Origin of the sequence: Aliirhizobium wenxiniae, from assembly GCF_014201355.1 — a bacterium.
GTDB classification, from domain to species: Bacteria; Pseudomonadota; Alphaproteobacteria; order Rhizobiales; family Rhizobiaceae; genus Neorhizobium; species Neorhizobium wenxiniae.
The window spans coordinates 263385-277901 of the sequence record NZ_JACHEG010000004.1; the positions used below are offsets into that span (position 1 = coordinate 263385).

The window sequence follows — 14517 nt, forward strand, 5'->3', positions numbered from 1 at the left end:
AAGGAAGCCGCTTACAGCGGGTTGACGTTCTCAGCCTTCGACTTGCCGGTCTTGCGATCCTGGCCCAGTTCGTAGCTGACCTTCTGGCCGTCACGCAGAGCGGCGCCGTAGGCTACTGCCGAAATGTGCACGAACACGTCCGCGCCGCCATTTTCAGGCGTGATAAAGCCGAAGCCCTTGTCTTGGTTGAAAAATTTAACTGTGCCGGTCGCCATCAGAAATCCCTGTTCACTTGGGGAACTCGCCCCACCATTTTATATGGCGATGCGTAAAGCCTCGCCATACAGATACCACGCCGCAAGACGCTTGATCGTTACATATCCCGAACTGGGTGCTCAGGTAAACCGTCTGATCGCTACCTCTAGCAAAATCCGTTCAGCTTCAGGATTTTATGCGCCTCGATTGACGCCCGAAGCAGGTCTTCTGAATTGCGATTGCCCTGATTTGCATCAGGATGGTGCATCTTCAGACGTTCCTTGTAACGGGTTCTGATTTCCTCAGGCGTCGCATCCTCCGAAAGTCCGAGCACCTCGAAAGCTTTTGCTTCGAGGACCTTCAGCTTGCGCGCTTGAGTTTGTCGTTTCTCAAGCAGGCGCTGTGCTGCGGACTTGCGGGCGTTGATCGATTTGGCCGAGCCGGACCGGGCGGTGGAGGGAAGCGGAGCCTCTTTCGCCTCTGTAAAGGCCGTTCCGGATGTTACCCGGCTGCCTGCCGCAGCTTCCTTTTGATAACGGGCGACTTCAGGCGTGGAGAGGGCCGGGGAATAGTTATAACCCTTGTTGTATTCCTTCACATGCTCGATACAGAAGGACAGATACAACCCATCCGCCGCGCCGCCGACAGGCGCGCGATGCGGAGCAACCTTGTCGCAACCATCCCACTGGCACTTCGGGCCAACGGGTTCGGCAGGTTTGACTGCCCGCTTTTTGGTGGACTTCAGGCTTACGAAAATTTTTGAATCAGACGTCATGGCCCGTATATGACGACAACAGGTCGGCATGGCAAGAATGGTCTACCATGCCGACGCCATTGATCCGTGATGAACAGTGGCAGTGTTGCGAATGTGTTCTGGTGCGATCAGCTCGCAGGTGTTGGCTCGCCGATCGACAGCATCAGCCTGTTTGCCCAGTTGAAGAACGCGGCGCCATGCACGACGTCGGAAATCTCCTCGTCTGACAATCCGGCTTCACGCAGACGCTTTGCATGATCCGAAGTGAAGCTGGGTGGCGTGGTGCTGAGCGCGACCGAAGCCGAGACGATCGCATTCCATCGTTCGCCAAGATCGGCGTCGACGCCTTCGTCCAGCAGTTTCTGCACATCGGCTTCACGCTTGGAATATTGCGAGGCAAAGCGAGAATGGACCGAGGCGCAGAGAATGCAGCCGTTCAGCCTCGATGCGGCAGTAGCGGCAAGTTCCCGTTCGGCGCGCGGCAGGCCATCCTTGGTGTTGTAGAAGATGTCGTTGTCCGTCTTGGTGCGGGCCTCGAGAATATCCGGATCGCGGACCAGAAGCGCGAAATAACCTGACTTGGCGCGCGCCTTGTCGACCAGCGCCTCATAGTGGCGATCGGTCAGTTCGGTCTCCGCCAGCGGCTGCAGCCATGGCGTCCAGCCGATCTTGTCCTGGGTGAAGGCGACCGGCGGGTTTTCGACGGCGGGTTCGATAACGGTATCAGACATGGAGGTTCTCCGTTAGGCCGCAGCCAGGACCCGAAGGCCGGCGACGACGCGGATCTGGAAAGCGAGGAAGGAGACGAGCTGGGACAGCGTGATCACGCCCGTCGTGTTCCATCCGGTCGAGAGCAATTTTTCAAGTTCTGCAGGGCTGGCGTCGCGAGGGCGGTATGTCAGCAGATAGGCGTGTTCCAGCGCTGCGGTGAGCCGGTCACCAAGAATGGCGCGATCGGCGGGGCCGATATCAAGAGCCGGCCCGTCGACATTTTCCACGCTCAAAGGCCCTTCGGGATAATGGCCATAGGGACCCTTGGTCGCATTGAGTTCGGCCAGAGCCTTAACGGTCGCCAGGAGGACAGCACCGTTTTCGAGCCCTGTCAGCTTTGTCCCGTAGAATTCCTTGATGCTCTTGTCGCCATGCAGGGCTGCGACAAAAACTGCGACGGCAAAGCGCTCGGCAAGCGATGCCTGGCTTTCATCGACGGGTTCGAAAAGAGCCGTCCAGCTTTTCTGTGCATGCTCCTTGGTGATCGGGCGCCGGCTCCGCAGCGCGTCGGCAGGCGCTCCTGGAGTGATCCCGACGAGTTGGTCGATAACGTCGATCGTATCGGTCATGAATGTCTCTTTCGATTATCGGCAATTACTTGGGCAGGAAATTACTGGGCAGCAACGAGCTGCGGCGCTGAAGACCGCGTCCAGCCCAGGGCCGGGGCGACTTCTGCAGCGATCAGTTCGATAGAGCGCAGGATTTCTGCATGGGGCGGGTCGATGGAATGGACCTGGAAAACGATGTCCGTCGCGCGTGCGAGGGCCGTGTCCTTCTTCAGTGAAGCGATCACGTCATCCGGTGTGCCGACATGACTGTCGAGCGCCTTGATCAGGTCTTCGAGCTTGTCTCCTTCAATCCGGTGGCCGGCGGCCGCGAAACGGTCGGCGACACGGCGAAGGCCGGTTTCAGCAAAGGCGAGCGCCCGCTTGCGATCGTCGGCGACAAAAAGGCTGCGTGAGCCGAGAATGCGTGGTGCGCGGCCCTGTGGCAGGCCGGCAAGATAGGCGTCGATGATCGGGTTCTGGATATCGTCCAGCGTCGCATCGGGGTTGTCGGCCGGGCGCGGCTGGGTTCTCGACAGCATCAGGCCATCTCCGCTCAGGCCCGCGAGACGTGCGCCATTGGCGGAAAAGGTGGCGAGCCAGACCCTATCGAGCAGATGCGGTGCATCGGGATAAAGGTGGTTGCCGCCATGCAGAACCTTTCCGGCCCAGGCATCGCGAACCACGGCCAGGTTTTCGGCATAAACCTCTCCGCGACGATCAGCGTCGATGCCGAAGGCCTCGAAAGATTCCTTCGTGCCGCCGGTGCCGAAGCCCACTTCCAGCCGCTCGCCCGAAAGCAGATCGAGCACGGCAGTATCTTCGGCCACTCGAAGCGCATTCTCCATCGGCAGCGTGATCACACCGGTGCCGAGGCGGATGGTCGATGTGCGGGCCGCGACATGCGAGAGGAAAACTGCGGGGGAAGGAAGGCCGCCTTCTTCCGCGTGAAAATGATGCTGCGCGACCCAGGCGCTGTCGAAACCGTTTTCTTCGGCATGGATGATCTGTTCCGCCGCCAGCCGATAACGTTCGCCGGCCGGCACATCATCGAGAAGGCGGGTGAAGAAGCCTAAGCGTTTGGGGGCAATCTTGCTGGTCATGACAAAGGTCCTGTTTTTATGGCTGCCGCGAAAGTTCGGCGCGTGGAAATTTCTGTCCTGGAATGGCGTCGATGAGTTCGCGCGTGTAGGCGGTCGAGGCTGAAGAGAAGACATCTTCCACCGTGCCGTAATCGACTTGCCTGCCATTGTGCAGGACGGACACCGTGTCGGCGATCTGGCGTACGACCGCGAGGTCATGGGAGACGAAGACATAGGTGAGGCCGAGATCCCGCTGCAATTCTGCAAGCAAGTCGAGGATTTGCGCCTGAACCGTGACGTCGAGAGCGGAAACGGCCTCGTCGAGCACCACGACTTCTGGCTCGAGAACCAGTGCGCGGGCGATTGCCACACGCTGGCGTTGGCCGCCGGAAAGGGCGTGCGGCAGACGGGAGAGAACCGTAGCCGGAAGTCCGACGCGCTCAATGATGGCGCGAACGCGTGCTTCTCGCTCGGCCCGCGGCAAGGGGTCGAAGTTGAGCAAGGGCTCCTCGACGATCGCTTGCACCGTCTGGCGCGGATCGAGCGAGGCCCAGGGGTTCTGGTAGACGAGCTGGACCTTGCGCCGGAACTGTCGCAACGCTTCGGAACGCAGGCTTGCAACATCTAGATCACCGATACGGATCTCGCCGGATGTCGGCTTCTGGAAACCGGCAATCGAACGGATCGTGGTGGTTTTTCCGGAGCCGCTTTCGCCCACCACCGCGTGGGTCGTGCCACGCGCGACGCTGAAGGAAATGTTATCGACGGCGCGAAAATTTTTAGCCGTCGGCAGCGAAAAATCCTGAACCAGATTGCTGATTGTCAGCGCCGCTGGCCGGCCCGGTTCGACCGGCGGGCGCGGCTTGGCGGCGGCGAGCGAAGGCGCATCGGAAAGCAGCTTGCGGGTATAGGCGCTTTGCGGCGAGGCCAGCACGTCGACGGTCCTGCCCTGTTCCTGAATACGCCCGCCCTGCAGCACGATGATCCGGTCCGACCGGTCCGCGGCAACGCCGAGATCATGGGTGACAAGCAGGACCGAGGTGCCGTGTTCGCGGCGCAGATCGTCGATCAGGTCGAGGATACGGCGCTGTACGGTGACATCGAGCGCCGATGTGGGCTCGTCGGCGATGATCAGCGCCGGACGCAAGGCGATAGCAATGGCGATCAGCACGCGCTGTTTCATGCCGCCGGAAAGCTCGTGCGGATATTGACGTATCCGCAGTTCCGGCTGGGAAAGGCCTACATTGGCGAGAAGTTCGATAACCTTGCGATCGGCCTCGCGGCGATCAAGTCTTCCGTGGATTTCGAGGATCTCGCGCACCTGCGCGCCGATGGTGAGGACCGGATTGAGCGAACTGCCCGGGTCCTGCGGGACGAGGCTGACGACGGCACCGCGGATCGATCGCAGGCGCCGGGCGCTCCAGCGGCTGATATCCTCGCCGTTGAGAAGGATGGAACCGCTCTCGACGCGGCCGTTCTCTGCAAGCAGGCCAATCACGGCCTGAGCCGTAGAGGTCTTGCCGGATCCGCTTTCGCCGACCAGAGCCACGACTTCGCCCGGCTCGACCGTGAAGGAGACGCCATGCACGACCGTCGGGCGTTCATCACCCTGGCTGTAGGAGATATTGAGATCGCGGACGTCGAGAACGGGCTTTTGCGAGGTGCTCATCGCGAGTTCCTTCCGATGGACTGGCTGATGCGATTGGCCGACAGGACGACGGCAACAACGATCAGGCCGGGGGCGGCGGTCAGCCACCAGGCGGTGGCGAGGTAGTTGCGGCCTTCGGCGATCAAGAGGCCCCATTCCGGCGTCGGGGGCGGTGCGCCATAACCAAGGAAGCCGAGGGTAGAGATCTGCAGGATCGCCCAGCCGAACTGGACGGCGGTATAGGCGACGACGGAGGTCAGCGAGTTAGGCAGGATGTGCCGCCATAGAACCTTGCCGAACGTGCCGCCGCTGCCGAAGGCCGCCTCGACGAATTCGGCATTGCGCACCCGCACGACTTCGGATCGCATGAGGCGGGCAAAGCCGGCAATGGCCGTCGCGCCGACCGCGATTGCCGCGTTGAGCGTACCGAAACCGAGCAGGATGATGATGCTGAGGGAAAGCAGCAGGGTCGGGATAGACAGAAGCACATCGACCAGCCGCATCAGGGCTTCATCGACACGTCCACGCACCGAACCGGCGATCAGGCCGAGCCCGCTGCCGACGACAAGCCCGACGCCGACTGCGGCAATGGCACCCGAAAGCGAATGAACAGCACCGTAGACGATGCGGGCAAAGAGGTCGCGGCCAAGCGAGTCCGTGCCCAGAATATGAAGGGCGGAAGGCGCCTTGAGCTGGCCGCCAGGCGTGCCCTGCAGCGGATCATGGCCGGTAAACACCCACGGTACGGTTGCCCAGAGAAGCACGAGCGCAAGTACCAGCCAGGCAAGAGCGAGACCATAAGGGAAGTTGCGCAGGATGCTCAGGACGTCGCGGCGATTGTCCGAGCGGCTGGAGCTCTCGGCAGTCGTCGTTGTGGTGAGGTGAACGAAAGTGTCGAGGCTGGTCATGCTGCAGCTCCCTGTCCGGTCCTGAGGCGTGGGTCGAGCAGTGGATAGGCAAGGTCGACCGCGAGATTGATGGTGACGAAAGCGGCAGCGGAGATGACGACCACTGCCTGAAGCACCGAGAGATCCTGATTGCCGACTGCTTTTTCGGTCAGCCCGCCGATGCCGTTGAGACCGAACACGGTTTCGGTGACGACAGCGCCGGCGATCAGTTCGCCGAACAGCACGCCGGCGATTGTCAGTGTCGGGAGGATGGCGTTACGGGCGACATGCCGCCAGAGCAGCCGCGTCTCGCTGGCGCCTTTGGCGCGCGCGACGGCAACGAAGGGACGGGTGCGGATCTCATCGATATTACGGATAAGGATCTGCGCCAGCGGCGCTGCGATCGGGACGGCAAGCGTTGCGACCGGGAGAACGAGGCTTTCCCACGGGCCGGGATTGATGACGGACACCAGCCGGAAACGGAAGGAGAAGATCTGGATCAGCATGATTGCCAGCCAGAAGACCGGTACCGAAATAAACAGCGACGGCAGCGACTGGATGGCATTTCTCAGCCATGCGAAAGGCGCCATCGAGGAAAGAAAGGCGATGAAGACGGCAAGCAGGGTCGCGGCAAGAAAACCGAGGCCGGCAAGCTTGAGTGTCGGCGGCAGGTTGGTGGCGAGCTGCGCCGAGACCGGCACACCCGCCTGCAGCGAATATCCGAAGTCGCCTTGGAGGAAATTGACGAGCGTATGCCCGTATTGCACGACCACGCTGGAATCCACCGCATAGGCGGCGCGGATTTCCGCTACCTGATCGGCGCTCAGGCCGAATTCCGGATTGAGGAACTTGATCAGCACCGCATCGCCGGGCATGGCCTGCAGCAGGATGAAGGACAGCGTGAAGGCGGCCCAGAGAACGAGCAGCGCCTGGCCGATCCGTCCTATGACATATCGCGTCATTTCATATCTCCACGGAAGGGTGGATGGCAGCCCGGGAGCTGCCATCCGTGCGGCTTGGGAGGCCTGTTGGTTACTAGCGCTTACTTGTCGAGCCAGGTGCTGTAGAAGGCCGGACGGCCGACCGCTTCGAAGGCGACACCCTTGACATAAGGTGCACCGGCATAGGCCTGCGGCTCTTCGAAGATCGGAACGGCATAGGCCTGATCGAGAACATAGGCCTGCGCATCCGCCACCGCCTTCAGGCGCTTTTCGCGATCCGGTTGCGAGGCGATTTCGTTCAGGATTTCGTTCAGCCTGTCGTCTGAGAAAGTCTTCACCTTGTCGCTGACGCCGCCCTTCTGCACCAGCACGTTGCGGTTTGTCGGGTAATACTGGCTCTTGATCACGTCCGGATCGGCACGGCCGACCATGGCGACGGCGACCGGCGTTTTCAGCGGATCGAGTTCGTCGACCACCTTGCTGCCAGCGTCACCGGCCAGCACGTTCAGCTTGACGCCGAGCTTCGACCATTGCTGTGCAATCAGCTGCAGGACCGCACGGCTCTGCGGCTGCGGCAGCGATTCATAGGAGGTGAGGACGAGCTTCTGGCCGTCCTTGGCGCGGATACCGTCTGCGCCGAGCTTGAAGCCTGCCTCGTCGAGCAGCGCTTCCGCCTTTTCGGGATCGTAACCGAGCTTGTCTTCCTGCGCCACGTAACCGATGGCGGTCGATGCGATGATCGAGGTTGCCTTCGGATAGTTCTTCGAGAAGATCGTCGAAAGGATCTCGTCGCGGTTGACCGCAAGCGACAGCGCCTTGCGCACCTTGAGATCCGCGACCAGCGGATTATCGGGTCGGAAGACGATCGAGTTGTTCACGCCGCGCGTACCAGGCGCGTAGATAGTGAAGCTCTGGGCTTCGACCTGGCCTTCGTCATAGGCCTGGATCTGGCGAATGAAATCAGCCTGACCGGCAAGAAGTGCGCCGATGCGCACGCTGTCTTCGGCGGTGATGATGTAGTTGATCTCATCGAGATAGGCGCGGCCTTGATGCTCAAGCTTGGCCGGTCCCCAGTTATAGTCTTCACGAACCTTCAGATCGAGCGACTTGCCCAGCGTCTCGGCATTGACCACGAAGGGGCCGGAACCGATGATCTTCGTTGCATCGCCAAGCTGTTCGAATGGGAGCGCCAGTGTCGAGAGCGAGACGATGCCGGAGCCGATTACCGATGTGCCCTGCAGGAAGCCGGGTGAGGGTTTCTTGAAGGTGAATTTGACTGTCAGCGGATCGATGACTTCGCTGTGGTCGTAATTGTTGACCACTTCGGAAACCGGCTGTTTCAGTTCCTTGTTGCCGAGGCCGTAGGTGTCGAAGTTTTTCGCGACGGCGGCCGCATCAACTGGCGTGCCATCGGAGAAGGTCACGCCGGGACGAAGCTTGAATGTGTATTCGGTGGCGTTGTCGTTGACCGTCCAGGATTCTGCCAGCCAGGGCTCGATCTCCAGCGTCTTCGGGTTCTGGTAGGTCAGCTTGTCGGTGATCTGGTTAAGGATGCCGCCATTGGGGTAAAAGCCGCCGGCCGGCGGATAGAGATTGGTGTGAGCCTGCTGCTCGAGATAGACGAGCGTGCCGCCCTTGACCGGCGCGTCCGCGGCGAGGCTGGCCGTTGCAAGTGTCGTGGCAGTCAGCAATCCGATGCTGAAAGAAAGAAGTTTCCGATAGCGCGTCATAGGTCCGGTCTCGCGGTTGATCGATGACCATGAGCCTATCCACTCACATGAGATTTCTATGGATTTGCTATTCTATTTTGAAGGCAAGCGCGGAAGTTTCTTTGCTGTCCGGAGGCTACTTGGAACAATCGCATTCCGATCTTGCAGCTTTAGCGTCCTCACTGCTCACGCAGACGCCGGGCGAAAATCCGCGGTGACGACGTGGCGATTGCCGGGATAGGTCATGCGTACCCATGTTACCGCTCCCGATGTGTTCCAGGTGCGGCGCTCTATGACGAGGCAGGCCTGTTTCGGGGTGAGGTTGAGGAGCTTGTGTTCCTTGCGGTCAGCAGGCACCGCCTGGATGCGATGCTGGGCGGTGATCCAGGGAATTTGCGAGGAAAGCCAGGGGCCGGGTGCGAGCGAGATGAAATCGGCTTCGAGCGCTGCCGGTACCGTGGCAAGATTGATTGCCCGCTCTTCCAGGCAAAAAGGCTGGCCGGCTGCAAGATGCAGGCAGGTGACGAAGAGCACGTCACCGGGCGAGCCGTTCGCAAACCATGCAAGCTCTTCACCGATCGCCTTACGGCGGGTGATCGAAAGCTGCTGATAGGAATATTCGAGGTTTAGAGAGCGCACCTCGTCGGCGATATCGTGGATTTCCAACACGGCTGATTGCGCCTTGGGCTGGGATACGAAACTTCCCCCCTTTTTTCGACGCTCGATCAGGCCCGCTTGTGCCAGTTGGCCCATCACCTTGTTCACCGTCATCCGCGAGACGTCGTAATGCGCGGCCAGATCGACCTCGAAAGGGATCCGGTGGCCAGGCGGCCAAGCACCGGAAACGATCTTTTCCTCGATATCCGCCAGAATCTTGCGGTGAAGGGTCATGGGCTTGGAAATGCGGGCGGTCTCCTTTTGGGCAGTGTCGATGCAGGTCTACACTTCAGGCCGAGCCCGTCAATCGCAGCTTATCTGCGCTCCCAACAGTTTCAGGTCGGGCGGCTTTGGATCCAGGGCCTTCTCCGCAGGTATAGGCATTGGAAGACCATTGTGACACACCGCTGTTTCACCATTCGGTCAACGCGCTTTCGTTGACAGTCGAAGATGAGCAAGTGATCCAGATGGCCTATAAGGTCATCGGAGCCATCGAGGTATTGGGCGAGAAAATCTCGCACGAGCACATTTCCGCGGCCGGCACTGCGCCGTATTATTCTGCCGCTCGGGATCTCTCAAGTTTCTAAACAACATCAGCAGCCAGTACAGTATTTGCCGCAATTGCTGCTTCTCAGTCATCTCTTGCCACATTGCTGAGCGGCGATGCGCCGCCATCCGAAAAGCCGCGATAACGCAGATGGCTTCTGTTCAGATGCGCGCGCATGGCTTCACGCGCCTTCTCCGAGCTTCCGGTGCTGATCGCCTCGCAAATTGCACGGTGTTCCACCACGGTGTTCTGGACGTAATCAGACGTTATCAGCGCAGGGTTCAGCTCCTTGGAAAAAGCCGGCTGCGGCAGAATCTGGAGGCTCATGAGGCTGAAGAACTCGATGAAGGCGCCGTTATTTGTCGCCTCAGCAATCGAGCGGTGGAAAACGAAATCGAGATGATCGAGTGCGGCCTCGTCATCCAGTGAAGCCTCGAACTGACGCGCGGCATTCCATATGTTCGATTCCTGCGCCCAGGAGCGACGGACCGCAGCCAGTCCTGCCGCATGGACCTCGAACGCCATTCTGAGTTCTAGAAGATCCATGAAGGATGTCTTGAGGCGAGATAATGGAGCGAGGGCAACATCAGCATCAAATGTGTTGGGCTCTTCAGAACCGGTACGCGGAACTTCACGCACGAACACGCCGACACCATGGCGCGCTTCAACGACACCCTCGGAACGCAGAGCCGATACCGCTTCGCGGATAACAGTCCTGCTCACCCCGAATTGCTGTGACAGCTCGTTGAGCGAGCCGAGCTTTATGCCGGCCGAAAGCTGCTTGTCGCTGATATGCGTTTTCAGTGCCTGTATGGTTCGGCCCGTCAAAGTGTCCAAAAATCACCCGTCTTGTGAAGCGCTGGCGGTCTGCGCACGTCTCGATGGGCAGCAAGGTAGCACGACCTATCGTGGTGATGCTATCTCTTTAATGCATCTTCTGTTTGATAGAGTGCGCACACTGGGCTTTTTCGTGCACTGCGATCACCAAAATTCCTATAAAAAAGAATTCGAGAAGTACACGATTGAGGCGAAATCAAAGTCATATTACCACTAAAAAATATATGAGAAACATGGTGTTATGGGACATAATTAGTCACATACCGCCTAGTGATAGCATCACTAAATTTCTCATTGACAAGAGGTAGTATTTCAATAATCTCAAATCACAAGAAGTGAGCAGGCGATCAGCTAGGCCTTCAAGCCGATGACGACCTGTTCCGGGAACATGGTTGCGCCTCCGGCGCATCTTTAAAAATCGGATGGAAAGTCGCTATGGGTGTCGTCTTCGCACGCCTCTCAGAGCTCGGTATCGTATTGCCTACGATCGCACCAGCCTCTGGGAATTACATATCGCATCGCATCGTTGGAAGCCTTCTCTTCGTGTCGGGTCAGATACCGCGGATCGATGGCGTCGAGCATCATGTCGGTGTCGTCGGCAGGGATATTTCACCCGAGGATGGCTACAAGGCTGCCCGGCTTTGCGCGCTGAACATCGTGGCACGCGTCAATGCAGCGCTCGAAAGCGACCTTGATCGCGTCGTCGCCTGCGTCCAGTTGCGCGGCTTCGTCAATGCGCCGGCTGACTTCAAGGGCCATCCCGCAGTCATCGATGGTGCCTCCGATCTTCTCGTCGAGATTTTTGGCGACAAGGGTCGCCATGTGCGCACGGCACTTGGTGCCGGTTCGCTGCCGCGCGGATCATCCGTCGAAGTCGATGCGATCTTCGAAATCGCACCTGAAGCCTGACAAAAAGGGGAACTGGCCATGAACGGGACCAGCATTTCAGAAAAAGCCATTTCCATGAGCGGCGTCAACAAGTGGTACGGCCACCTGCAGGTGTTGAAGGGGATCAACCTCGAAGTCGGGCGCGGCGAACATATCGTGCTCTGCGGCCCTTCCGGATCCGGCAAGTCGACGTTGATCCGTTGCATCAATCATCTGGAGGAGATCCAGCAAGGCAGCATCGCCGTCAACGGCACGACGCTTAGCCAGAAGGGTTCGAATGCCGACCATATCCGCCGCGATGTCGGCATGGTATTCCAGCAGTTCAACCTCTTCCCGCATCTGACGGTATTGCAGAACTGCATGCTTGCGCAGCGCCGCGTACGCAAGACTTCTGTCGCCGAGGCAAAAGACAAGGCGATGCGCCATCTGGAACGGGTGCATATTGCCGAGCAGGCACAGAAATATCCGGCCCAGCTTTCCGGTGGTCAGCAGCAGCGCGTCGCGATCGCCCGGGCGCTCTGTATGGATCCACAGATCATGCTGTTTGACGAGCCGACATCGGCGCTCGATCCGGAAATGGTCAAGGAAGTGCTCGACACGATGATCTCGCTTGCAGACGATGGCATCACGATGATCTGCGTGACACATGAAATGGGCTTTGCCCGCGCCGTGGCGCACCGTGTCATCTTTATGGATCGCGGCGAGATCATCGAAAGCGCCAAGCCGGATGTGTTCTTCAGCAATCCGAGCCACGAGCGCACCAAGACCTTCCTCAGCCAGATCCTCAATCACTGAGGGGCGGCCGATGAATTATACATTCGACTTCGCCCCCGTTTTTGCCGCCTGGCCGTCGCTTGTCGATGGCGTGGTCGGCACTTTGAAGATGTCGTCGCTATCGATGATCTTCGGCCTCTCGCTCGGCATCGTCTTCATGATGATGCGGATGAGCAAACAGCGAGCGCTCAAGGCAATCGCCGTCAGCTATATCGAGATGATCCGCAACACGCCTATCCTCGTGCAGGTGTTCTTCGTCTTCTTCGGCATGCCGGCGATCGGCATTCGCCTGAGTGGCGAACAGGCGGCAATCCTGGCGATGACGCTCAACTGTGCGGCCTATGCGGCAGAGATCGTCCGCGGTGGTGTGCAATCCATCCGCCCCGGCCAGATCGAGGCGGGTAGGGCGCTTGGAATGCATACGGTCGATATCTACCGATTCATCGTGTTTCGTCCGGCGATCCGCGCAGTCTATCCGGCTCTGTGCAGCCAGTTCATCCTGATGATGCTGAACTCCAGCCTGATGTCCTCGGTTTCGGCGGAAGAGCTGACCTATTTCGCCCAGACGCTCGATGCCCAGACTTTCCGCAGCTTCGAGATCTATCTGACGCTCGGCGTCATCTATCTGGCGTTGTCGCAGTTCTTGTCCATCGCTCTCGGCATGATCGGCCGGGTCTATTTCTCCTATCCGGCAAAGTGAGGCAGCGAGATGATCCGTCAATTCGGTTGGGGTGAGTTCCTCTTTCTGCTCGAAGGCGCACGCTGGACAGTTGTCCTTTCGCTGCTCGCCTTCACCTTCGGCGGCGCGCTCGGGCTTGCCGTGGCGCTGGGCCGGACCAGCAAATGGGCCTGGCTGCGCATCCTGATGGCCACCTACATCCAGATCTTCCAGGGCACGCCGCTCCTGATCCAGCTCTTCTTCGTCTATTTCGGCCTGCCGCTTCTTGGGCTCAAGGTGGATGTCTGGATGGCGCTGACGATCGGCCTGTCTTTGCATACGAGCGCATTTCTCGGCGAAATCTGGCGCGGCAGCATCCAGGCGGTGCCGGATGGTCAAAGCGAGGCGGCCCGGGCGCTTGGCATCGGCTACATGCACCGGATGATCGATGTCGTCCTGCCGCAAGCCTTCCGCATCGGACTGCCGGCGACCATTAGCTTCCTCGTCAATCTGATCAAGGGCACTGCGCTTGCCGCCCTGCTTGGCCTCACCGAGCTCACCCGCTCCGGTCAGCTGATGGCCAACATCACCTTTCAGCCGCTGCAGGTCTACGGGGCGGTCGCAGTCATCTACTTCATCATCTGCGTACCCCTGACCTATTGCAGCGCAAGGATCGAAAGGCGTCTCAACGCCGCTCGGTAAAACAAGAACGCATGAAAAAGAAACCAACCAGAGGTGACCACATGTTCAATACAGCATTGACCCTTTCGCGTTCGAAAGTCATGGGCGGGTTTGCCGCCGTGCTTCTGGCTGCGACCTCCTTTGCCACCACGGCTTTCGCCGTGACGCCGGAAGAGATCAAGGCCAAGGGTACAGCCACGATCGGTGTGCAGATGGATCAGTTTCCGTGGGGCTTCATCGATCCCAAGGGCCAGAACGACGGATTTGACATCGAGATCGCCAAGCTGATTGGCAAGGAACTCGGCGTCGAGGTGAAGTTCGAGCGCATCACCGGCCAGAACCGCATTCCGTTGCTGGTCAACGGCAATGTCGATTTCCTCGTGCCGTCCATGACGATCACCGAGGAGCGCGCCAAGGTCATCCAGTATGTCATTCCCTACTCGTCGAACGACATCACAGTCTGGGGCAAGAAGGATGCGGCCATCAAGGCCAATGAGGATCTCGGCAAATACGTGATCGGCGTCAACCGCGGTAGCGCCTTCGACCCGCTTCTCGTCAAGGTCGCCCCGCCGAATACGCAGATCAAGCGTTTCGATGATGATGCGACGACTGTTCAGTCGCTGCTGTCCGGCCAGGTCGACGCGATCGTCGGCAGCATTACCTACGGCCTCGTCATCAAGCAGGCGGGCTATGACGCTCAGTTCGAGCGCAAGTACAAGGTTGCCGACAACTTTCAAGGCATGGCGGTTCGCAAGGGCGACAAGGAAATGCTCGCCTTCCTCACCGATTTCGTGACCCGTCACACCGCTGACGGCACGCTCGACGCGCTCTACAAGAAGTGGATCGGCGTCGATCGCGCAAAACTCCCGACCACGCTGCCGGGCGTCGACTTTACAGGCAAGCAGTAACACCCCGATCCAGCGCGACCGCCGAAGGCCGCCGC

Annotated in this window: 16 protein-coding genes; 5 read left to right on the plus strand and 11 right to left on the minus strand. The window is 59.5% G+C overall.

All coding sequences use genetic code 11. The annotated features are described in order from the left end of the window. Nucleotides 1-11: 11 nt before the first annotated feature. The 11 genes from HNQ72_RS18790 to HNQ72_RS18840 form a co-directional block, all read right to left on the minus strand. Nucleotides 12-215, minus strand: coding sequence for a cold-shock protein (locus tag HNQ72_RS18790; RefSeq protein ID WP_112456227.1), 204 nt, complete (start codon nt 213-215; stop codon nt 12-14). 146 nt (nt 216-361) lie between these two features. Continuing rightward, on the minus strand, nt 362-970 hold the full coding sequence (locus tag HNQ72_RS18795) for a J domain-containing protein (RefSeq protein ID WP_183994162.1): 609 nt from the start codon (nt 968-970) through the stop codon (nt 362-364). A gap of 107 nt (nt 971-1077) precedes the next feature. Further along, a complete protein-coding gene (locus HNQ72_RS18800; protein WP_183994164.1) occupies nt 1078-1680 on the minus strand; it encodes an alkylhydroperoxidase domain protein in 603 nt (200 codons plus the stop codon). A gap of 12 nt (nt 1681-1692) precedes the next feature. Beyond that, on the minus strand, nt 1693-2289 hold the full coding sequence (locus HNQ72_RS18805) for a CMD domain protein (RefSeq protein WP_183994166.1): 597 nt from the start codon (nt 2287-2289) through the stop codon (nt 1693-1695). Between the two features lie 41 nt (nt 2290-2330). Continuing rightward, on the minus strand, nt 2331-3368 hold the full coding sequence (locus HNQ72_RS18810) for a putative FMN-dependent luciferase-like monooxygenase (protein WP_183994168.1): 1038 nt from the start codon (nt 3366-3368) through the stop codon (nt 2331-2333). A 16-nt stretch (nt 3369-3384) separates the two neighbouring features. Continuing rightward, nucleotides 3385-5016, minus strand: a complete 1632-nt coding sequence (locus HNQ72_RS18815; RefSeq protein WP_183994170.1) for a dipeptide ABC transporter ATP-binding protein — start codon at nt 5014-5016, stop codon at nt 3385-3387. Continuing rightward, entirely contained in the window at nt 5013-5903 is an 891-nt protein-coding gene (locus HNQ72_RS18820) for an ABC transporter permease (RefSeq protein ID WP_183994172.1), read from the minus strand. Before HNQ72_RS18820 ends, HNQ72_RS18815 begins: the two co-directional genes overlap by 4 nt. Continuing rightward, complete coding sequence (locus tag HNQ72_RS18825; protein WP_183994174.1) at nt 5900-6844, minus strand: ABC transporter permease; 945 nt, start codon at nt 6842-6844, stop codon at nt 5900-5902. Before HNQ72_RS18825 ends, HNQ72_RS18820 begins: the two co-directional genes overlap by 4 nt. Nucleotides 6845-6924: 80 nt before the next feature. Beyond that, the gene (locus HNQ72_RS18830) at nt 6925-8553 is read right to left on the minus strand and encodes a TIGR04028 family ABC transporter substrate-binding protein (protein ID WP_183994176.1); all 1629 of its coding nucleotides are present in this window, start codon (nt 8551-8553) and stop codon (nt 6925-6927) included. Between the two features lie 165 nt (nt 8554-8718). Then, a complete protein-coding gene (gene hutC / locus HNQ72_RS18835; protein WP_183994178.1) occupies nt 8719-9423 on the minus strand; it encodes a histidine utilization repressor in 705 nt (234 codons plus the stop codon). A gap of 397 nt (nt 9424-9820) precedes the next feature. Beyond that, the gene (locus HNQ72_RS18840; protein ID WP_183994180.1) at nt 9821-10573 is read right to left on the minus strand and encodes a FadR/GntR family transcriptional regulator; all 753 of its coding nucleotides are present in this window, start codon (nt 10571-10573) and stop codon (nt 9821-9823) included. 435 nt (nt 10574-11008) lie between these two features. Here HNQ72_RS18840 and HNQ72_RS18845 point away from each other — a divergent pair, with 435 nt between their 5' ends. The 5 genes from HNQ72_RS18845 to HNQ72_RS18865 are packed head-to-tail and all read left to right on the plus strand — an operon-like array spanning nt 11009 to nt 14482. Then, nucleotides 11009-11482, plus strand: coding sequence for a RidA family protein (locus tag HNQ72_RS18845; protein WP_183994182.1), 474 nt, complete (start codon nt 11009-11011; stop codon nt 11480-11482). Nucleotides 11483-11500: 18 nt separating this feature from the next. After that, a complete protein-coding gene (locus tag HNQ72_RS18850) occupies nt 11501-12256 on the plus strand; it encodes an amino acid ABC transporter ATP-binding protein (RefSeq protein ID WP_183994184.1) in 756 nt (251 codons plus the stop codon). Between the two features lie 10 nt (nt 12257-12266). Then, the gene (locus HNQ72_RS18855) at nt 12267-12935 is read left to right on the plus strand and encodes an amino acid ABC transporter permease (protein WP_183994186.1); all 669 of its coding nucleotides are present in this window, start codon (nt 12267-12269) and stop codon (nt 12933-12935) included. Between the two features lie 9 nt (nt 12936-12944). Then, entirely contained in the window at nt 12945-13595 is a 651-nt protein-coding gene (locus HNQ72_RS18860; protein WP_183994188.1) for an amino acid ABC transporter permease, read from the plus strand. A gap of 41 nt (nt 13596-13636) precedes the next feature. Then, nucleotides 13637-14482, plus strand: coding sequence for a transporter substrate-binding domain-containing protein (locus HNQ72_RS18865; protein ID WP_183994190.1), 846 nt, complete (start codon nt 13637-13639; stop codon nt 14480-14482). Nucleotides 14483-14517: the final 35 nt, after the last annotated feature.